The sequence below is a fragment of the Brevundimonas sp. GW460-12-10-14-LB2 genome, assembly GCF_001636925.1.
Taxonomy (GTDB): domain Bacteria; phylum Pseudomonadota; class Alphaproteobacteria; order Caulobacterales; family Caulobacteraceae; genus Brevundimonas; species Brevundimonas vesicularis.
The window spans coordinates 1,537,580-1,558,949 of sequence record NZ_CP015511.1; the positions used below are offsets into that span (position 1 = coordinate 1,537,580).

The window sequence follows — 21,370 nt, forward strand, 5'->3', positions numbered from 1 at the left end:
CCGAGGAACACCAGGAGAGTATCCCAATGGTCATCGAGACCGACGCTGCCCACACCGCCGGGGGCTTGGCCAAGCCCGCCGGGTCGCTGAACGGCCCGCTGGCCTTCGCCATAGCTTGCTTCCTGATCTGGGGCTTGGCCTACGGCCTGTTGGACGTGCTGAACAAGCATTTCCAGGAGACGCTGAGCATCAGCCAGGCTGACAGCGCCTGGCTGCAGATCGCCTATTTTGGAGCCTATCTGCTGCTGTCGATTCCGGCGGGCATGCTGCTGCATGCGCGGGGCTACAAGTTCGGCCTCGTGTCGGGCCTGGCGGTCACCGCCGTCGGCGCCTTGCTGTTCATCCCGGCCGCGGGCGCAGGCGCCTTCCTGCCCTTCGTCGGATCGATGTTCGTTCTCGCCGCCGGCCTGTGCATCCTTGAGACCAGCGCCGACACCTACGTCAACGTCTTGGGTGATCCGGCCAAGGCCTCTCAGCGGCTGAACCTGGCCCAATCGTTCAACGCCCTGGGCGTCTTCTTCGGCCCCCTGATCGGCGGCGCGGTCTTTTTCAGCCCGACGACGACCGAAGCCCTGGGCGGCGCGACCCGGTCGATCCAGATCGTCTATGGGCTGATCGCCGTCGGCGTGGTCCTGTTCGCCCTCGCCGTCTGGCGCGCCCGCCTGCCTGAGACCGGCCTGTCGGACCATGGTGGCGCGGTCGCAGGCGACGCCCCGGCCCGCCCCCTGTCGCAGCAGCCGCATTTCACCGCCGGCGTGATCACCCAGGCGCTCTACATCGGCGCCCAGGTCGGCATCGGCGCCTATTTCATCAATCTGGTGACCCACAACTGGCAGGGCCTGACGTCGCAGCAAGGCGCCTTCATGCTGTCCCTGGCGGCCGTTGGATATCTGGTGGGCCGGTTCTTCGCCACCGCCCTGCTGCTGAAGATCAAGCCACGCGTGCTTCTGACGGCCTATGGCGTCATCAACGTCATCCTGACGCTGATCGTCGCCGCCGGCATCGACAAGGTCTCGCCCATCGCCCTGCTGGCCGTCTTCTTCTTCATGTCCACCATGTTCGCCACCATCTTCGCCCTGGGCACGACCGGCCTGGGCGCCGGCACAAAGAAGGCCTCGTCTCTCATGGTCATGGCCATCGGCGGCGGCGTTCTGCTGCCCTGGCCGATGGGAAGGATCGCCGACCTCTACGGCGCCAATGTCGCCTTCCTCTTGCCCGCCGCCTGCTTCGCCGTCGTCGCCTGGTATGGCTGGAAGGGCGCGGGGTTGGGGCTGAAGGCGGAGACGAAGTGATGCGTCTTCGCAGCGCCCTCCTCGCCTTCACGCTGTTGGCCGGCCCCACGGCCGCCTGCGCTCAAACGGTCGCGCCCACCGCCGCCTTGGCGCCGGCGTCTCCCATCGACCGCCACGCGCTGGTCACGCGCCACAACGTGACCCTGACCGCCATCGACCGCCATGCCCCGATCATGCTGGGCAACGGCGACTTGGGCTTCACCGCCGACATCACCGGGCTTCAAACCTTCCCGGAGCAGTACTCGGAACTGGCGCCCCTGCTGACCATGGCCCAATGGGCCTGGCACAGCTTTCCCAATCCGAACGGCTATACCGAGCAGGACGGCCTGATCGACGTGCCCGTGCCGGGGCGGGGCGAGCAACCCTATGCCTGGATGAAGTCCTGGGCCGTCGCCGAGACCCAGCCCGCCTACACCTGGCTGCGAGCCAACCCGCATCGGTTCTCGCTCAGCCGTATCGGCCTCGCCTTCGCCGACGGCCGGCCGCTTGATTTCGCCAAGGTCGCTGGCACCCGCCAGACGCTGGACCTATGGTCGGGCGCCCTGACCAGCCGTTTCACCTACGACGGCCAGCCGGTCGAGGTCGTGACCCGCGTCCACCCGACGTTGGACATGCTCATGGTCGAGATTGCCTCGCCTCTCGTTTCATCTCAGAGCCTGGGCGTCCAGGTCCGCTATCCGGGCGTGAACCCCGCCATCAATCCCGACCCGACGACGTTCGAGCGTGATGGCGACCAAAGCCTGAATATCGTCGCCTCCGACACAGGCGACGTCCACATTCGCCGCACCCTGGACGACACCACCTATTATTCCGGCATCACCGCATCCGGTAAGATCGAACAAAGCGGCCCCGACACCTTCCGCGTGGCCGCTGCTGGTCGCGATCGGCTGACCGTCATGGTCCGCTTCGATCAGCAGGAGCCCGTTGAGAAGACGCCTGCTTATTCCGCCGGCATCCAGGCAACGACTGCACACTGGAACGGTTTCTGGACCCAGGGCGGCGCCGTTGATTTCACAGGCTCTACGGATGCGCGCGCAGCAGAATTGGAACGCCGCGTCGTCCTGTCGCAATACCTGTCGGCCGTGAACGGCTCTGGTGAACTGCCCCCGCAGGAAGAAGGCCTGTTCTCCAACAGCTGGTACGGCAAGTTCCACCTGGAAATGCACCCCTGGCATGCCGGCTGGCAGGCCATGTGGGGCCATCCCGACATGCTGGAGCGCAGCCTGCCCTGGTATGTCAGTAATCTGGACAACGCCCGCGCCGAGGCCGCTCGTCACCATGTGAAGGGCGCGTGGTGGCCCAAGATGGTGGGGCCAGAGGGTCGCAATAGCCCCAGCCTGGTTTCGCCCTTCATCATGTGGCAGCAGCCGCATCCGATCCTTTTGGCCGAACTGGTCTGGCGGGCCGAGAAGGATCCGGCCGTGCTCAATCGATACGGTGATGTGGTCGAAGCCACGGCCGATCTTTTGGCCACCTGGCCTATCGAGCGCGACGGCCGGCTGAACCTGGGCACGCCGATGATCCCGGCGCAGGAGAACTATGATCCCCTGATTACGGTGAACCCGACGTTTGAAGTCGAGTATTTCCGCTGGGCCCTCCAAACCGCGCAACAGTGGCGCGAACGCAAAGGACAGGCCCGCCGCGCCGATTGGGATCAGGCCCTGGCGAAGATCGCGCCGCCGCCGATGAGGGAGGGCCTGTATCTCCCCGTCGAGAGCGTGCCGGACTTTTGGGAGACGGCCATGTCCGACGCCTGTCGCCGACACGCGGCGGCGGCTCAGTGCAAGAACCGCGACCATCCCTCCTTCCTAATGGCCTATGGCTTCATTCCCGGCGCGCGGATCGATCCAGCCGCCATGCGCCGCACGTTTGAAGCGGTGGAGCAGAGTTGGGACGTCCGCCAGACTTGGGGCTGGGACTTCCCGATGATGGCGATGACGGCGGCTCGCCTTGGCGAACCGGAGAAGGCGGTGAACTGGCTGTTCGCCGACCTGAAGAACAATCAGTGGGGCGTCACCGGCATGACGCCTCGCGTTCACCTGGATGAACACGCCGACGAACTGGTGCCCGTCTCGGCCGGCGCCGGCGGCGTGACGATGGCGGTCAATCCAGATGGTCCGGGCTATCGCCGCGCAGCCGAGACCTATTTCCCGTCCAACGGATCCCTGCTTATGGCCGTCGGTCTGATGGCGGCGGGTTGGGACGGGTCCAGCGGCCACGCGCCCGGCTTCCCGAAGGAAGGCTGGACCGTCCGTGTCGAAGGCCTGACCCCCGCGCCGTAATCAAGAAAACCGAGAGGACCGCCCCAATGACGACCTCGAGACGCACCGCCCTGAAGGCTCTGCTCAGCGCCCCCGCGGTCGGCGCCTTCACCACGACGACCGCTCAGGCGCGGACCACGCCGGCCGTCCCGCCAGCGCCGGGACAGACGCCCGTCTGGCCCGCGCCCAACACCGCCCCGCCCTCGACTCAAGAGACGCCGGTCGAGCGGCCGCGCTGGGACGGCCCGGTGCCGACCGAGTGGGTCGATCCGAAGACCGGCCATCGCATCCGCCGCGTCTCGCCCGATGGTGGGGGCGGAAAGCCCTATTTCTACAAGAACATGTTCTTGCCCAAGAAGGTTGGGGCGGCCGACCTGATGGTCATCTCGACGCCTCAGGGCATCTCGACCGTCAATCTGGCGACCTGGGCCGTCGAGGTTCTGGTGCCCGACCATGACGCCGACCTGATGTTCACGGGCCGCAAGGGGCGCAACGTCTATTATTCGGTGACCGCGCCTGGCGAAGGCCAGTTGATGGACCGCGCCAAGACCCTATTCGTCATCGACGTCGACACCAGGCAGCGTCGCGAGATCGGCCGGATACCGAACGGTCAAATCAACTCGGTCAATGCCGATGAGAGCCTGCTCCTGGGCTTTGTGGCCTATGACAGCCAACCGCTCCAGCCGACCGTGCCCGACCCGCGCAACCGCCGCTTCGATCAGGCCGAATACGAAGCTGATGGGCCGGACGGAAAGCCGCTGAACTTCGCCCGCGCCAAGGGCGTGCGGATGCTTCAACGCTGGGCCGCGCGCTATCCGATGGAAATCTTCGTCATCGACCTGACCACGGGCGAGCGACGCGTGATCCACAAGACCAACGAATGGATCGGCCACACCCAGTTCTCGCCCACCGACCCCCAGCAGATCATCTTTTGCCATGAAGGGCCTTGGCACCGCGTGGATCGAATGTGGGCTATCCGCGCCGATGGCACGGGCCTGAGAAAGACCCATCAGCGGACGATGAACTTCGAGATCTTCGGCCACGAATGGTTCAGCCCGGACGGCAAAGAGGTGCTCTATGATCTGCAGACCCCGCGCGGTCAGGTTTTCTGGGTTGCCTCGGTCGATCTGGAAACGGGCCGCCGGGTCTATCGTCGGGTCGAACAGAATGACTGGTCGGTCCATTACAACGTCTCGCCGGACGGTAGCTTGTTTGCTGGCGACGGCGGTGACGGCGACATGGTCGCTCATGCGCCCGACGGTAAATGGCTCGTCCTGTTGCGCCCCGAACCGATCGTCGATGAAGATCCGTCCAGCGACAAGGACAACCAGATCTTCGTCGAATATCTGCGCTCCGAGCGGATCGTGGATCTGTCCAACCACGACTACAGGCTTGAGCCGAATCTGACTTTCACACCGGACGCAAAATGGATCGTCTTCGTGTCGAACATGCACGGCGCCAACCACGTCTATGCTGTCGAAATCGATCGTGGCGCTTAGAACCATCGGCAGTTTCTCGAGCCCTAACGCCTGAGATGTCGAGGATTTATCGACGTTCTCGGCGGAATCTCTCGGTCCTGACATCACCTTGTTGCAAAATGCGGGAAGCTGTTGCAATAAGCGACACGTCGCTAATCCGAATATACGCGACAGCATGCCACAAAATGACACCGGTGCCAGATGGACGCCGGGATGGGGAGAGAACGAATGCGACGGACCAACACCCGGACTCTGTGCGCGGTTGGCGTATCCCTGGCGGCCCTGATGGGTGCGTCGGCGGCTGCGGCTCAGGCCGTTCCTGCCTCAGAACCCGTCACGCAAGACGCCGCCCAGGACGCAACCGTGGTCGATGAAATCGTCGTCACCGGCTTCCGGTCCAGCCTGCAACAGGCGCTGAACATCAAGCGCCGCGAAGCCGGAGCGGTGGACGCCATCCTGGCTGAAGACATGGCCGACTTTCCCGATCAGAACCTGGCCGAAGCGATCCAGCGCCTGCCCGGCGTGACCATCGACCGTGTGAACGGCCAAGGCACCACCATATCGGTGCGTGGTTTGGGTTCCGATTTCACCCGCACCCGCATCAACGGCCTGGAAGCCCAAGCTGCGTCTGGCGGCAACCGCAACCGCAGCTTCGACTTCTCAATGTTCGCGTCCGAACTGTTCAACAGCATCAAGGTTCGCAAGACGCAATCGGCCGAGATCGAAGAGGGCTCACTGGGCGCCACGGTCGATCTGCAGACGGGTCGCCCCCTGGACTTCGGCGGCAGCGGCCTGAACTCCGCCCTGTCTGTCCAGGGCTCGTACAATGATCTGTCTGAGAAGACGGTACCGCGGCTTGCGGGCCTGCTCAGCTGGTCGAACGAGGACCGGACTTTCGGCGCGCTGGTGTCAGTCGCCTATTCCGAGCGGTCGCCAATCCTGGGCAGCTTCAACACGACGCGTTGGCAAAAGGGCGACCCGTCAAACGTCAACGCCGCCGGCAACCCCTACGGGCGCGGCCAGAACGTCGGTGGCTGCATTCCCTGCACCACGACAGCGCAACGTGACGCCGTCCTGAACGCCTTCTATCCCCGCATCCCGCGCTACACCTTGGGCAATACTCAGGAAGATCGTCTGGGCATGACGGGCGCGCTGCAATGGCGGCCGAGCGACCGCACCGAGGCCGTGCTGGACGTTCTGTGGTCGCGTTTCAACTCGGAACTGGAAAGCCCGAACATCGAAGCCTGGTCGTTCAGTCGCGCCAACGTCAACAGCGTCGTCGTGCGCGATTATGCGATCGACGCCGACAAGAACATCCTGTCCTACGGCGTCTTCGACAATATGCTGGTTCGCGCCGAAAACGGCTTTACCCGCAACGAAAGCAACTTCTACCAAGCCTCTCTGAACGTCCGCCACGATTTCAGCGACCGCCTGCATGGCAATCTGAAGGTCGGCGCCAACCGATCCGAAGCCCGCACGCCGCTCAATGTCGCCTATGCCTTCGAGGCGGCGGGCGTAAACGGCTATACCTTCGATTTCCGCGAGAATGATCGCGCGCCGCGCATCAACTACGGCTTTGACGTCACTTCGGGTCAGCGTTTCACCCTGGTCAATGCGACCCGCAGCAACGCCGGCGGCAACTTCGACAACAAGGTCGGCGCCGGCTCGCTGGCCTATGACTGGTCGGACTCCCTCACCCTCAAACTGGGGGGCGAATATCGCACCTACGGCTTCGAGACCTTCGGCTTGACCCGTACCAAGACCAACCCGACCGGAGCGGACCGTCTGACTGGCGTCGACAGCATCGGCCGCAACGTTGATATCTCGGACGGCGTGGACGCGGGCGCGGGCTCCGACCTGCGCTTCATCGTCCCCGACATCTCGAAGATCGCCGACTTCCTCAGCTTCTACGACGATCCCCTGGTGCCCAATCGCAGCGAGCGTGAGGTCGACGAAACCGACAAGGGCGTCTTCCTTCAGGCCGACTTCAACACAACGGTTGGGGGCATGGTCCTTCGCGGCAATGCGGGCATTCGCTACGCCCAGACCGAGGTCACAGCCAAAGGATGGCAAACCATCGCGGTGGGAACGCCACCCGTCACGACCTACGACTACGTGACCACCGACAACGACTATGACGACGTCCTGCCATCCTTCAACCTGGCGCTGGAGCCGCGCGATGACGTCGTGATCCGCCTGGGCGCCGCCAAGGTGATGTCGCGTCCGACCCTAGGCGATCTGACGCCAGGCGGCAGCGTCTCGCCGACCACCCGCACCGTCTCCTACGGAAACCCGCTGCTCGATCCGTTCCGCGCCACCAACTACGATGTCTCGGTCGAGTGGTATTTCCAGAATGAGGGCCTTCTGGCCGCCGCCGTCTTCTACAAAGACATCGACAGCTTTATCACATCAGAGACGGTCGGCATCCCCTACAATCAGTTGGGCCTGCCCAACGAACTGCTTCAGGGCGCTGCAAGCCCGACTGACATCTTCCAGGTCACGCGCCGCCTGAACGGCGAAGGCGGTGCGCTGAAGGGAATCGAAATCCAGTATCAACAACCCTTCACCTTCCTGCCCGGTCTTTGGTCCAACTTTGGCTTCACCGGGAACGTCACGTGGGTTGATTCCGAAGTCAGCTACGGCACGGCCGGCAAAAACCGCCTGACGGGCCAGTCGAAGAACACCGCCAACGCGACCCTGTATTATGAGGATGGCCCGTTCCAGGCCCGCGTCTCGATCGCACACCGCAGCCAGTATCTGCTGTCCTTCCCCGGCGCGAACGGCAACTCCGAAGAAGGCGTCAACGACACCACCAATGTCGATGCCTCCATGTCCTACGAGTGCACGCCGAACCTGACCTTCTCGCTCGAAGGCATCAATCTGACGGACGCCTACACCGACCGTTACGTCGACGTGACCAACCGCGTGTCCGACTACCGTCATACCGGCCGAGAGATCGCCGTGGGATTGCGCTGGAAGTATTGAGCTTCACTCCCTGACGCCTCCAGCGTGACAAACTAAAGGCCCGGAGCGGACAGCTCCGGGCCTTCTTTTTTACCCAGGAAAAAGGCGGCGATTGAGGTTTTCGGATCCCTCGCCGCCTCTACAAATACGCCCCCACCTGCCAAGGCACGAACTCGTTGTCGCCGATGCCGAGGGCCTCGGATTTGGACGGCTCGCCTGACGCGACATCAAGCATCTTGCGGAAGATGACCTTGCCGACCTCGACCAGGCTGGTTCCCGTCAGGACGGGCGAGGCGTCGATGTCCATGTCCTCGTCCATCCAGTTCGCCAGCCTGGCGTTGGAGGCGACCTTGATCGACGGGGCGGGCTTGGCGCCGAAGACCGAGCCCCGGCCGGTGGTGAAGACGATCAGATTGGCGCCCGAGGCGATCTGGCCCGTCGCCGAGCACGGATCGTAACCGGGGCTGTCCATGAAACTGAGGCCCTTGGCCTGAAGCGGTTCGGCGTATCCGATCACGTCGTTCAGCGGGGTCGAACCGGACTTGGCCACCGCACCCAACGACTTTTCCAGGATGGTGGTCAAACCGCCCTTCAGATTGCCGGGCGACGGATTGTTGTTCAGCTCCATCTGATGGCGATCCGCATAGTCGCGCCACCACGCCAGACGCGCGTTCAGCTTTTCCGCAACGTTCTGCGACGCCGCGCGCCGCAGCAGCAGGTGTTCCGCACCCCAGATTTCGGGCGTTTCCGACAGCATGGCCGAGCCGCCGTGCGCGACCACCAGATCGACAGCTGCGCCCAAGGCCGGATTGGCGGTGACGCCGGACCAGCTATCCGAACCGCCACATTGCAGACCGACAGTCAGGCGAGATGCGGAAACAGGTTGGCGCTGCACTTGCGCCGCTTCCGTGACTAGGTCGCGAACGATTTCGATCCCGGCCTCGATCGCACGGGCCGTGCCGCCGGCCTCCTGGATCGTCAGGGCGCGCAGACGCGAGCCGGATTGAAGCCCTTCGTTGGCGAGCCAGGCGGGAATCTGATTGGCCTCGCAGCCCAGACCCACGATCAGGATGGAGTGGAAGTTCGGGTGGCGTGCATAACCGGCCAGGGTCCGCTGCAGCAGGGTCACGTCGCTGCTGAGCGACGAGCCGCCGCAACCGCCCTGATGGGTGAATGCGACCACGCCATCGACGCCCGCAGGCAGGATGGAATCCGGGAAGGCGTCGGCAATGCGGCGCGCCACGGTGGCCGAACAGTTCACGCTGGTCAGGACGCCAATATAGTTGCGCGTGCCGACCCGACCGTCCGGGCGAACAATGCCGCTGAACGTCGCGCCCGACAACGCCGCAGGCGGACGCAGGTCGGCCCCGACCTCGGCTTCACGCCCATCCTCGGCCATAGCCAGATTGTGAACATGGACGTGATCGCCGGCCGCGATGGCGGCCTTTGCGCGTCCGATGACCTGACCGTATCGGCGGACCAGACCGCCCGCCTCCACCGCATGACGAGCGATCTTGTGGCCGGTGGCGATGTCGGCGCGCGCCGGCGCGGTCAGGCCATCAAGCGTATCGCCGCTGGCGATGTCGTCCAGGGCGATGGCGACGTCGTCGGCGGGGTTCAGGATCAGGACGCGAGACATTGATTTACTCCGCGACCAGACGCGCGGCCTCGACGGCGCCGTTCTGGCTGAGCGACAGATAGGCGGACGTAACCGCTGCGGCGAACCGGTCGTCAGCGGCCAGCGCGGGCGGGAAGACGGCGGACAGGCTCAGCAAGGCCGAAACCCGCGACTGATCGGTGTCGGCGCCAGCCAACAGTTCAGACGTCTTGGCCGCTAGCGGATCGTCGACGACGACTGTCTCGCGCGTTTCGGTCACGCCCGACTGCCATTTCATCCAGGCGGCGACGCCCAAGGCCATAGCGTCGACACCCTGCCCCGCCGCCAAACGGTCGGCGGCCCCGGCCAGCAGGCGCTGGGGCAGTTTCTGCGAGCCGTCCATGGCGATCTGGCGCGTGCGGTGCATCAGGGCCGCATTGGAGAACCGGGCCATCAGCGCCTCACGATAGGCGGCAATGTCCAGACCCGGCGGCGGGTTCAGCGTGGTTTCGGCCTCGTCCCACACGGCCTCGAGATAGGCGCGGAAAGCGGGTACGGCCACGACCTCGTCAACATGCTCATGCCCCGACAAAGCGCCCAGATAGGCGATGGCCGAGTGGGCGCCGTTCAGCAGCCGCAGCTTGGCGTCTTCCCACGGCTCGACCGCGTCGGTCAGCTGCACGCCGAGAGACGCAAAGTCAGGCCGTTCGCCGGCGAACCAGTCCTCAATCACCCACTGGGTGAAGGGTTCGGCCTTGACCATGCCCTGATCCTCGACGCCGAGACGAGCGGTCAGGCGGACAATGTCTTGGGGGATGGTCGCCGGGACGATCCGGTCGATCATCGTCTGGGGAAAGGCGCCCTCGGCCTCGATCCAGTCCGCCAGCGCCGGGTCGATCTGGCGCGCCATCGCCAGCACCCCGTCCCGGATGCGCTTGCCGTTATGGGGAAGGTTGTCGCAACTGATGACGGTGAAGGGCTTCAGTTCCGCCGCCTTGCGGGCCTGAAGCGCGGCGACGATGAAGCCCGGCGCCGTGCGGGGCGAGCCGATGTCGGCCAAGTCCGCCGCCACCTCCGGGTCGTCCAGCAGCAGGTCGCCGGTCGCCGGATCGAGGCGATAGCCCTTTTCGGTCACAGTCAGGGTGACGATGTGGACGTCGGCATCGGCCATGGCGGCGACCAGGGCGGCGGGATCTTCCGGCCCGACCATCACGCCCGCGCAGGCGCCGATCACCCGCAGATGCTCGTCCGATCCGTCACGCACGACCAGGGTGTACAGCCCGTCCTGCGGATTCAGCTGATCGCGTACGCCGGGCGACCGAAGCGAAGCGCCCAGCACACCCCAGCGCAGATCCCCCGACTTGATTGCATCGTCGAACACGACCGCCTGGTGGGCGCGGTGGAAGGCGCCGATGCCCAGATGGATGACACCCGTCTTCACCTGGGCGCGGTCGTAGCCGGGGACGGCGACGTCGGCGGACAGACCCTTGAGCTCGGCTTCGTTCAGTCTGCTCACAGCTTGTAGGCCGCCTTGACCAAGCCATAGGTCAGGGCGTGGGCCAGTTCGTGCGCCTCGTCCTCCTCCATCCGGTGCTCGACGACCAGTTTGGCCAGGAAGCCGCAGTCCATGCGCCGCGCCACATCGTGGCGGGCGGGTATGGACAAGAAGGCGCGGGTGTCGTCGTTGAAGCCGACCGTATTGTAGAAGCCAGCCGTCTCGGTGACCTGCTCGCGGAAGCGACGCATCCCTTCGGGGCTGTCGTGGAACCACCAGCTGGGTCCCAGCTTCAAAGCCGGATAGTGACCGGCGAGCGGCGCCAGTTCGCGGCTATAAGTGGTCTCGTCCAGGGTAAAGAGAATCAGGGTCAGGCCCGTGTTCGAACCGAACCGGTCCAGCAGCGGCTTCAGCGCGCGGACGTAATCGGTCTGGGTCGGGATATCGCAGCCCTTGTCACGACCGAAACGGTTGAAGACGGTGGCCGAGTGGTTGCGGAAGCTGCCGGGGTGAAGCTGCATCACCAGACCATCCTCGACCGACATGGCCGCCATTTCGGTCAGCATCTGGCCGCGGAACAGTTCAGCGTCGGCGGCGCTGGCGGGCGCCGTCGACACACGCCGGAACAGGGCCTCGGCTTCGGCCTTAGGCAGATCTGCGGTGAAGGCCGTCGGGTGGCCGTGATCGGTCGAGGTGGCGCCCATTTCGATGAAGAAGACCCGGCGATCGCGTAGGGCTTGTAGGTATCCGTCCCACGACAGCGTATCGCGGCCGGTCTGTTCAGCTAGGATCTTCAGATTGTCGCGGAAACCCTCATAGTCCGGGTCAAGAACCGGATCCGGGCGATAGGCGGTCAGCACCTGTCCCTTCCAGCCCGAGGCTGCGATGGTCCTGTGATGCTCCAGCGTGTCCAGCGGGCTCTCGGTCGTGGTCAGGACCTCGATATTGTAGCGATCGAACAGGGCGCGCGGCCTGAAGGCGTCGGTCTTAAGGGCCGCATCGATTACGTCGTAATAGTGATCCGCCGTCTCGGCCGACAGGCGCACGTCGATGCCGAAGGCCTCGGCATAGACCCAGTCGTGCCACATCCGCGAAGGCGTCCCCCGGAACAGGTGATAGTTCTCGGCGAAGCGCCGCCAGATCTCTCGCGGATCGCTCTCGACCGGCCCGCCATCGGCGCGCGGCACGCCCAAATCTTCCATCGCCATGCCTTGCGAGTGCAGCATGCGGAAGACGTAGTGATCGGGCGTAATCAGAAGTTCGGCCGGATTGGCGAAAGGTTCGTTCAGCGCAAACCAGCTCGGGTCCGTATGGCCATGCGGGCTGATGATCGGCAGCCCCTTGATCTCGCCATACAGACGACGCGCGATCGCGCGGGTGTCGGCGTCCGCCGGAAACAGGCGATCGGGGTTCAGTTTGAGCGGATGAACCATAGCGTTTCTCATTGCCTCGTGGCGGAGGCTTGGTTCGCCTCTCGATCTTGATCCAACAAGCCTACAACATGGACCGCAAAAAGACACCGGTTACCATCACCGAACCTCAGCTTGTTTTCGGCGTCGGACGTCGGATTGTAGGCAAGGCGGCGCTGGCGCCTTGCGTCCGGGCGCGAGGCTGGACATAAGGGCCGCTCACCGCCCGTGCGGGCCGGCTTAGCTCAGTTGGTAGAGCGCCAGTTTTGTAAACTGGATGTCGCGGGTTCGATTCCTGCAGCCGGCACCACGCCTTTCGACCATCGGGGACATGGCCGACACAACCAACAAGCTGGGCCACAAGATCGGTGCGCGGGGCGGAAGAACCCGCCAGGCGATCCTCGACGCGACCCAACGCCTGTTGAACGAGCGGCATTACGGTGAAATCCGCGTCGCCGATCTGGCCTCGGCCGCTGGTGTATCGCCTTCCAACTTCTACACCTATTTCAAGACGGTCGAAGAACCTGTTCTGGCGCTTTGCGAGGTCGCCGCGACGGATTTCCAGGGATTGGCCACGCATTTCCAAGCCGACTGGCCGGGCGACAAGGCCTTCGTCATCGCGCGCGCCTTCATTCTGGATGTGATGGCCATCTGGCGCAGCCACGGTCAGGTGCTGCGTGTCGAACATATGCTGGCCGACAATGGCGACGCGGCCTTCGTCGAAAGCCGGGTGCGCCGCTTGCGCCGGCTTCACCTGTCCATCGAACGCCGTGTGGCCCAGGCCCACGCCAGCGGTCTGCATCCCAAGGACTATAATCCGCGGCTGGCCTCGTATCAGATCGCCTCGATCGCCGAATCGACGGCGGCCAGTTTCGATCTTCTGCGACGGGCCGATACGCCCGAAGCCATCCTAGATACGGCGGCCATCATCATCGTGAAGCTGACGACCGGACGTTAGAAGCCCAACGGCCCATACAGCCAGGTCGTCCAGATCCCGACCGCCAGGAAAACGCCGAACGGCAGCTTCTCCGATCCGCTGACGCTGCGCCGAACCACCAAAATACCGAAGACCAGACTGAGCCCGACCGCGCAGGCCCACAGCAGCACGCTGGGTAGGCCAATCCAGCCGACCCAGGCCCCTGCCCCCGCGAACAGGAAGGGGTCTCCTCCCCCCAGTCCTTGGCGCTTGCGGACGAGTTGGTACAGCCAGCCGACCAGCCACAGACCACAAAACCCGACAGCCGCACCGATCAGATGGGAAAAGCCGAGGCCCCAATCCAGAATCAGCGCGACCGTGACGCCTGTAGAGATCAAGGGCAGCGTCAGACTATCCGGCAGCCAGAAGTGTTCACCGTCGACGATGGCGATCAGCAACAGCTGCCAACCCAGAACGGCTGTGGCGGCGATCATGAATGTCGAGGCGCCGCCTGTCGCGCCCCACAGCCCGGCCCAGATGCCGATACCGGCCGACGCCAGTTCGATCAGGGGATAACGCGGCGAAATCCGGGTGTGGCATCGCGCACAACGCCCGCGCAAGGCAAGCCAGCTGAAGACCGGCACAAGCTCCCAGGGACGTAGCGTCTGATCGCAGCCCCGGCATCGCGAGCGGGCGACGACGATGTCCTCGTCGCGCGGCAGGCGAACGCTGACGGCGGCGATGAAACTGCCGACGACCAGGCCCAGCCCGCCCATGACGGCGGCGGCGAGTACAGGATTCATCAAGACGTCCCGAAGGCGGCGAACCGCTCAGGCTTAACCGCCTCCGAGCGCCACCGCCACATGATAGGTCACCAGCGACGCCAGATAGGCCAGACCGAACATGTAGCCGATCATGATCCAGGTCCATTTCAGCGAGTTGGTCTCGCGCCGCACGACGCCCAAGGTCGCTACGCACTGGGGCGCAAAGATGTACCAGGCCAGGAAGGACAGCGCCGTCGCCAGAGACCAGTGCGACGCCAGGGTCGAGGCCAGAAGCCCCGTCGCATTTTCGGCGTCTGCGATGGCGTAGGTGGTCCCCAGCGCAGCCACCGCGACCTCGCGCGCCGCCATGCCGGGGATCAGGGCGATGACCATCTGCCAGTTGAAGCCGATGGGGGCGAAGATTGGCGCCAGCGCCCGACCCAACATGCCGGCGAAGGAATAGTCGATGGCCGGCAGGGTCGCGTTCTCGGGCGGGTAGGGGAAGGTCGCCAGCACCCACAAGATGATCACCAATGGCAGGATGATGCGGCCGGCGCGGTTGAGGAAGATCTTGGCCCGGAGCCACAGATTGAAGCCGACGCTGCGCAGGTCCGGCGTCTTGTAGGCCGGAAGCTCCATCATGAAGGGCTCGACCGCACCGCGCCAAAACACCTTGCGGATCAGCAGGGACACGATCAGGGCGCTGACGATGCCGGCCGCGTAGAGGCCGAACATCACAAGGCCTTGCAGGTTGGCGAAGCCCCAGACCGTCTCGTTCGGGATGAAGGCGGCGATGATCAGCGTATAGACCGGGATGCGCGCCGAGCAGGTCATCAGGGGGGCGACCAGAATGGTGGTCAGGCGGTCGCGCCGCGAATCGATCACCCGCGCCGCCATCACGCCGGGAATGGCGCAGGCGAAACTGGACAGCAGCGGGATGAAGGCCCGGCCGTGCAGCCCCGCCCCGCCCATGATCTTATCCATCAGGAAGGCCGCGCGGGCCATATAGCCGAAGTCTTCCAGCGCGATGATGAATAGGAAGAGGATCAAAATCTGCGGCAGGAACACCAGCACGCTGCCGACCCCGGAAATGATCCCGTCCACGATCAGGCTTTGCAGCAGGCCATCGGGAAGGACATTGGCGACCAAGCCGCCCAACCAGGCGATGCCGGCCTCGATGCCGTCCATCACGGGTGCGGCCCAGCTGAACACGGCTTGGAACATCACGAACAGCAGGGCGAACAGGATCAACAGCCCGCCGACCGGATGCAGGAGCACCGAATCGATCCTGCCGGTCAGGGTGTCGGGCCGCTCAGGCGGGCGGACGCAGGCCTTCATGATCCGCTCGGCCTCGCGGGCGGCGGTTCGTAACTCGGCGGCGTCCGGACTGCGCCATTGGCTTTCGGTCACGGCGGCGACGGCGGCTTGGTCCTCAATGGCGGCGACCAGATCGTCGATGCCGCGCTTGCGCGTGGCCACGGTGGTGATGATCGGCACGCCCAGTTCGGCGCGCAGTCGTTCCAGATCGATGCGCAGGCCCTGGCGCTGGGCGATGTCATACATGTTCAACGCCAGAACCATCGGCCGACCGACGGCCTTCAGCTCCAGAATAAGGCGCAGGACTAGACGCAGATTGGTCGCGTCCGCGACGCAGACCACCACGTCGGGCGTCGTCTCGCCGGCCAATCGCCCCAGAACGGCGTCGCGCGTGACCTCCTCATCAGGGCTGCGGGCGCGCAGGGAATAGGTGCCGGGCAGGTCCAGCACCGACATCGTGCGGCCCGAGGCGGCGCGGATCAGGCCTTCCTTGCGCTCCACCGTCACGCCGGCGTAGTTGGCGACCTTCTGGTGAGCGCCAGTCAGGGCGTTGAACAGGGCCGTCTTGCCGCTGTTGGGATTGCCGACCAGCGCGACACGAGCAGTCTTCAGCGCAATGTCCATCAGGCGGCGCCCAGCCGGATCGAGAGGCTTTCCGCCTCGTGGCGACGCAGGGCCACGCGCATGTCGTCCACCTTCATGGCGATCGGGTCGCGTCCGAACAGACCTTCGTGCAGCAGTTCGATCTGCGCGCCTTCGACAAAGCCCAGTTCAAGCAGACGGCGTTCCAGCTCGACCGCCTCGCCCTGATGGTGACAATGGGCGCCCACCTGAACGATGACGCCGCGATCGCCGCGTCGGGCTTGGCTCAACTTGATGGTGTCGGTCAATTCTACGCTCGCACGGGCGAGGCCGCTCCCCAACGGCTCCGCGTTTCTTTGACACTGATTATCAGGTGCGAGGGGGCTACGTCCAGCAGGACAGCTTGACCATTTGCCGCGCCGGCGCGTTGCGGTATCACAAGGCAAACAGGAAGCCGCCATGACACGCCATGCCCTCGTCGCCCCCCTTCTTCTGGCCCCGCTTTTGACCTTGGCCGCCTGTGGTCAGGGCGAGCCGTCCACAACTACGCCTGCCGCGCCGGTTCACGTGCTGACGGATGCAGAAAAGGCGACCCTGCTGGCCTCCCTGCCCGCCCCCTACAATGCGGGCGATCTCGAGAACGGGCGTCGGGCGTTTGCGCGCTGTCGCGCCTGCCACACCATAGGCGAAGGCGGCCCGGACATGGCGGGGCCAAACCTATACGGTGTGTTCGGCCGCAAGGCGGGAGATCGTCCGCGCTATAACTATTCCAACGCCATGCGCACGGCGAACTTCACCTGGGACGCCGAGAAGCTGGATCACTGGCTGGAAAATCCGCGCACCTTCCTGCCCGGCAACAAGATGACCTTCCCCGGTCTGCCCGACGCCACGGATCGCCGCGACGTCATCGCCTTCCTGAAGGTGGAGACGGGCTACAAGCCGGAGCCTGCGCCCGCCGCTTGATCCGTCAGGCCTCGGGCAGTTCCTTGGGGCCGCCTTCGCGCAGTTCCTTGGCTTCCCACTCCTCGATCTTGCGGGCGGTCCATTCCGGCGACTTGGTGAAGCGCGCCAGGACGCCATAGATCACCGGCACCACGAACAGGGTCAGGACGGTGGCGAAGATGGCGCCGGTGAAGATCACCACGCCGATCGTCTGACGGCTGCCGGCGCCTGCGCCTTGCCACAGCACCAGCGGCAGAGCGCCGAAGGCGGTTGCGATCGAGGTCATGATGATCGGACGCAGACGCAAGGACGACGACTCGATGATCGCCTCCCTGATGGAGCGTCCCTGGTCGCGCAGTTGGTTGGCGAACTCGACGATCAGAATGCCGTTTTTAGCCGCCACCCCGATCAGGATGATCAGGCCGATCTGGCTGTAGATGTTCAGGCTGGAGCCCGCCATCAGCAGGCCGAACAGACCGCCCGCCGCCGCCAGCGGCACCGTCAGCATGATGACGGCAGGCGTGATCCAGCTTTCGAACTGGGCCGCCAGAACCAGGAAGACGAGCAACAGCGCCAGACCGAACGCCGCGAACACCGCCCCGCCCGCCTCCTGCTGATCGCGCGCCGCCCCACCCCACTGGGTGACGACGGCGCCTTGCGGCTGCTTCGCCGCCTCGGCGTTCAGAAACTGTATCGCGTCGTCGATCGTGGTGCCGGGATTGAGGTCGGCCTGCAGGGAGATCGCGCGCTGCCGATCCAGACGGCGACGGTCCGGCGTGTCCCCGCTGGTCTTGGTCGTGACTACGGCCGACAGCGGCACGAGTTGGCCGCCCCCGGTTGCAACATACAGGGCTTCCAGGTCGGCGACCTCGCGACGATTGTCGCGCTCGGTCTGCAGGATGACATCGTATTCCTGACCACCCTTGATGTAGGTCGTGGCGCGGCGAGAGCCAAACATTGTCTCCAGCGTGCGGCCGATCGACTGGGAGGAAACGCCCAGCGCGGCGGCTTTTTGCGGATCGACATCGACCAGCAGACGCGGCGAGTTCGGCTCATAGTTCAGGCGTGGACGCGAGAAGCCGGGATTGGCTTGGGCTGCGGCCAGCATCGGCTGGAGCCAGGCGTAAATCTGCTGGTAGTCGCTGCCGGTCGCGATCAGTTCAATGGAGTTGGAGTTGCCGCCGCCGCGCTGGAAGGCGCCAGGGGTCGAGGCATTGACCTGGGCGCCCGTCTGGCCGCGCAGCTTGCCGTTCAGTTCTTGAGCGATCTCGGCCGCCGAGCGGTCGCGCTTGGACCAGTCGGCGAGCGTGAGGACCGCATTGCCGGAGTTGAAGCTGCCGCCGCCGAAGCCTGGCGCGGACACCAGATAGCTGTCGGCCTCGCCGCTCGTCTTGTATTCGGCCAGCAGAGGCTCCAACCCCAGCATGATCTTGCGGGTATAGTCGAAGCCCGCGCCTTCGGGCCCTGCGACGCGCACCGTAACCCGGCCGCGATCCTCGTCCGGCACCAGCTCGTTGGGCAGGGTCAGGAAGATGCCGCCCGCCCCCGCTGCGACCAGCAGGATCAGGGCGCCGACGCCGATCACGGCGATGCGACGACCCAACAGCATATCCAGCGACCGGCCATAGGAAGACTTCAGCCGGTCCATGCCCCAGTCGACTTTGCGCGCCACCCAGCCACCGCCATGTGCGGGTCGCAGGATTTTGGAGGCCAACATCGGCGACAGGCTGAGCGCCAAGAAAGCCGAGAAGGCCACGGCCGCCGCGATCGCTGCGGCCAGTTCGACGAACAGACGTCCGACATAGCCCGGCAGGAACAGCAGCGGCGCAAACACTGACAGCAACACGATGGTGGTGGCCACGACCGCGAAGAAGACCTGGCGCGCGCCGCGTTCGGCGGCGACCAGAGGCGGCTCGCCCAGATCCAGACGACGCTGAATGTTCTCAACCACCACGATGGCGTCATCGACCACGAGGCCGATGGCCAGCACCAGGGCCAGCAGCGTCAGAAGGTTCAGCGAGAAACCCAGCGGGGCCAGGACGATGAAGGTCGCCAGCAGACAGATCGGCGCCACGATGGACGGGATCAACGCGGCTCGCAGGCTGCCCAGGAAGATGAAGTTCACCAGGGCCACCAGGGCCATGGAGATGCCGATGGTGATCCAGACCTCGTCGATCGCGTGCGAGGTGAAGACCGAGTTGTCGGATCCGACCTCGATGGTCACGCCCGGCGGCAATGTCGGCCGGATTTCCTCGATCATCTTGTGGACGCCGTCCGAGATGGCGAGGTCGTTGGATTGCGCCTGACGGGTCACGGCCAGGCCGATCTGATCCATCCCGTTGCCGCGGAACAGACGCCGGTCTTCTTCCGGCGCCTCCTCGACGCGGGCGATGTCGCCAAGGCGCGTCACATAGGTCGGCTGCCCCTGGATGATAGCCGACGATCCGCTGCCCGTGCCTGTGGCGACCGTCGCTGAGGCCGAGGCCGAGCCGCGCGTGCCGATGGGCAGTTGGCGGAAGTCTTCCGGCAGGGCGTAGGTGCGCGCCACGCGGACGGTGTAATCCTTGTCCGTCGATTCCAGCGAGCCGGCGGGCAGTTCGACGTTCTGGTTCGTCAGGGCCGTCTCGACGTCGTTGACCGTCAGGCCCCGCGCCGCCATGGCGGCGGAATCCAGCCAGATGCGCATCGAATAGCGCTGCTCGCCATAGATGTTGACCTGGGCCACGCCGGGCACCGTCGCCATCCGGTCGATCAGATAGCGGTCAGCGTAATCGGTTAGCTGCAGCCGGTTCATGCTGGTCGAGCGCAGGAAGACGATGATGATCGGCTGGCTGTCGGAATCGGCCTTGGCCACCTCAGGCGGGTCGGCCTGATCCGGCAGGCGGCCGACCACGCGGCTGACGCGGTCGCGTACGTCGTTGGCGGCATCGTCGATGTTGCGGTCCAGCGAGAACTCGATGTTCACGTTGGAGCGTCCGTCGCGGCTGGTCGAGTTGATGCGTTCGACGCCCTGGATGCCGGCGATCTGCTGCTCCACCGGCTCGGTGATCCGGCTCTCGATCACCTCGGCCGAGGCGCCAGCGTAGCTGGTGTTGACCGAGACGATCGGCGGATCGACGTCGGGCAGTTCACGCACGGGCAGGAAGAAGAAGGCCGCCGCGCCAATGACGCACAGCACGATGGCCGCGACGGCCGCGAAGACGGGCCGCCGGACCGAAACATCGGACAGCATCATTTGGCGGCGCCCGACTCGCGACCCTGGCCGCCCACGCTGACCGGTGCGCCCGGCTGAATACGGTTCAGGCCCGATCCGACGATGCGGTCGCCGGCCTCTATGCCGGACAGGATTTCAACAAAGCCGTTCTCGACGGCCCCGGTCTCGACCTCGACCCGCTGCGCGGTAGAGCCGTTCTGGCCGGGCGCGATGCGATAGACGAAGGCGCCGGCGCCTTCATATTGCACGGCCGACTCGGGCACGGCGGCGCTCTGACGCTGGCCCTGCTGGACCGCGACGCGCATCAGCATGCCGGGACGGATGCGGCCGCCGGGGTTGGGGAACTCCGCGCGCGCGGTCGCGGCGCGGGTCGTTTCGTTGACGCGCGTGTCGATCAGGGCGATCCGGCCCGTAAACGGCTCGTCGCCATAGGCGTCTGCCGTCGCGGTCAGCTGGGCGCCGGGACGCAGCAGGTTCAGATAACGCTCAGGCAGGGGGAAATCGACGCGGATCGTCGAGGTGTCGTCCAGCGTCGTGATCACCGCGCCCGGGTTGATCAGCGTGCCGGGCGTCACCGTGGTCAGACCGACACGGCCGGAGAAGGGAGACCGGATCACCCGGTCGCCGCGACGCGCCTGGGCCGCCTGCAACGACGCCCGCGCGGTTTCGAGCGCGGTCTCGGCCTGTTCCAGCATGACCTGGGGCGCGACGCCCCGGTCGGCCAGGGCCTTGTAGCGATCGTATTCACGCTGGGCCTGATTGACGTTGGCGCGAGCCTCGATAATGGCCGCGTCTTCTTCACGCGCTTGGAGTTCGACCAACGGCGCGCCGGCCGAGACGTACTGGCCGTCCGCGAACAGGACCCGGGTGATCAGTTCGGTGGTCGAAGAGGTGACGTTCACCGACCGCTCGCCGCGCGCCACGCCCAAGACGCGAATTTGATCCGAGAAGGGTCGCTGCGCCACGACGGCCTCGGACACCTGCTGCGCCCCGCGTCCGCGACCGCCGCCCGGCCCTGCCGCCTTCTTTTCATCTCCCGCGGAGACTTTGACGATGGCGGCGACGACCATCAGGGCAAGCAGGACAGCGGCGGCGACGAGGAAGAAGTGACGTTTGATCACGCGGGGGTCTCTCGGTCA

14 protein-coding genes and 1 tRNA gene are annotated in these 21,370 nt (G+C 65.2%); 7 read left to right on the plus strand and 8 right to left on the minus strand.

Translation table 11 applies throughout. The features are described from left to right. Positions 1 to 26: 26 nt before the first annotated feature. The 4 genes from A4249_RS07715 to A4249_RS07730 all read left to right on the plus strand — a co-directional run bounded on the left by A4249_RS07715 (position 27) and on the right by A4249_RS07730 (position 8,016). Positions 27 to 1,292, plus strand: a complete 1,266-nt coding sequence (locus tag A4249_RS07715; RefSeq protein ID WP_066551835.1) for an MFS transporter — start codon at positions 27 to 29, stop codon at positions 1,290 to 1,292. After that, a complete protein-coding gene (locus A4249_RS07720) occupies positions 1,292 to 3,574 on the plus strand; it encodes a hypothetical protein (RefSeq protein WP_231868796.1) in 2,283 nt (760 codons plus the stop codon). Before A4249_RS07715 ends, A4249_RS07720 begins: the two co-directional genes overlap by 1 nt. 26 nt (positions 3,575 to 3,600) lie before the next feature. Further along, positions 3,601 to 5,052 carry an oligogalacturonate lyase family protein gene (locus A4249_RS07725; protein WP_066551836.1) on the plus strand — a complete coding sequence of 484 codons (1,452 nt, stop codon included), beginning with the start codon at positions 3,601 to 3,603 and terminating at the stop codon, positions 5,050 to 5,052. Positions 5,053 to 5,259: 207 nt separating this feature from the next. Then, a complete protein-coding gene (locus A4249_RS07730; protein WP_197458486.1) occupies positions 5,260 to 8,016 on the plus strand; it encodes a TonB-dependent receptor in 2,757 nt (918 codons plus the stop codon). A 118-nt stretch (positions 8,017 to 8,134) separates the two neighbouring features. On the opposite strand, the gene A4249_RS07735 is transcribed toward A4249_RS07730, so the two are convergent. The 3 genes from A4249_RS07735 to uxaC are packed head-to-tail and all read right to left on the minus strand — an operon-like array spanning position 8,135 to position 12,520. Next, entirely contained in the window at positions 8,135 to 9,634 is a 1,500-nt protein-coding gene (locus tag A4249_RS07735) for a UxaA family hydrolase (RefSeq protein ID WP_066551837.1), read from the minus strand. A 4-nt stretch (positions 9,635 to 9,638) separates the two neighbouring features. Then, complete coding sequence (locus A4249_RS07740) at positions 9,639 to 11,108, minus strand: mannitol dehydrogenase family protein (RefSeq protein ID WP_066551838.1); 1,470 nt, start codon at positions 11,106 to 11,108, stop codon at positions 9,639 to 9,641. Beyond that, positions 11,105 to 12,520, minus strand: a complete 1,416-nt coding sequence (gene uxaC / locus A4249_RS07745) for a glucuronate isomerase (protein WP_066551839.1) — start codon at positions 12,518 to 12,520, stop codon at positions 11,105 to 11,107. The genes A4249_RS07740 and uxaC overlap by 4 nt, the downstream gene beginning before the upstream one ends. 210 nt (positions 12,521 to 12,730) lie before the next feature. Between uxaC and A4249_RS07750 the strand changes: the two genes are divergently transcribed. Further along, positions 12,731 to 12,806 (plus strand) — tRNA-Thr (locus A4249_RS07750). Between the two features lie 21 nt (positions 12,807 to 12,827). Then, on the plus strand, positions 12,828 to 13,454 hold the full coding sequence (locus A4249_RS07755; RefSeq protein ID WP_066551840.1) for a TetR/AcrR family transcriptional regulator: 627 nt from the start codon (positions 12,828 to 12,830) through the stop codon (positions 13,452 to 13,454). Here the strand turns inward: A4249_RS07755 and A4249_RS07760 are convergent. Genes A4249_RS07760 through A4249_RS07770 form a run of 3 tightly spaced genes read right to left on the minus strand, consistent with a single transcriptional unit; the run spans position 13,451 to position 16,383 of the window. Further along, on the minus strand, positions 13,451 to 14,215 hold the full coding sequence (locus tag A4249_RS07760; RefSeq protein WP_066551841.1) for a prepilin peptidase: 765 nt from the start codon (positions 14,213 to 14,215) through the stop codon (positions 13,451 to 13,453). The genes A4249_RS07755 and A4249_RS07760 overlap by 4 nt on opposite strands. Positions 14,216 to 14,248: 33 nt before the next feature. After that, positions 14,249 to 16,117 carry a ferrous iron transporter B gene (feoB, locus tag A4249_RS07765; protein ID WP_066551842.1) on the minus strand — a complete coding sequence of 623 codons (1,869 nt, stop codon included), beginning with the start codon at positions 16,115 to 16,117 and terminating at the stop codon, positions 14,249 to 14,251. After that, a complete protein-coding gene (locus A4249_RS07770) occupies positions 16,117 to 16,383 on the minus strand; it encodes a FeoA family protein (protein WP_055754847.1) in 267 nt (88 codons plus the stop codon). Before A4249_RS07770 ends, feoB begins: the two co-directional genes overlap by 1 nt. Before the next feature lie 151 nt (positions 16,384 to 16,534). Here A4249_RS07770 and A4249_RS07775 point away from each other — a divergent pair, with 151 nt between their 5' ends. Beyond that, positions 16,535 to 17,038 carry a c-type cytochrome gene (locus A4249_RS07775; protein ID WP_055754846.1) on the plus strand — a complete coding sequence of 168 codons (504 nt, stop codon included), beginning with the start codon at positions 16,535 to 16,537 and terminating at the stop codon, positions 17,036 to 17,038. A gap of 4 nt (positions 17,039 to 17,042) precedes the next feature. Here the strand turns inward: A4249_RS07775 and A4249_RS07780 are convergent, their stop codons facing one another. Together A4249_RS07780 and A4249_RS07785 are read right to left on the minus strand one after the other, a co-directional pair. Then, positions 17,043 to 20,249 (minus strand): efflux RND transporter permease subunit, encoded by a 3,207-nt coding sequence (locus tag A4249_RS07780; protein WP_066554898.1) that lies wholly within the window; start codon positions 20,247 to 20,249, stop codon positions 17,043 to 17,045. After that, a complete protein-coding gene (locus tag A4249_RS07785; protein ID WP_066551843.1) occupies positions 20,249 to 21,352 on the minus strand; it encodes an efflux RND transporter periplasmic adaptor subunit in 1,104 nt (367 codons plus the stop codon). The genes A4249_RS07780 and A4249_RS07785 overlap by 1 nt, the downstream gene beginning before the upstream one ends. Positions 21,353 to 21,370 lie beyond the last annotated feature (18 nt).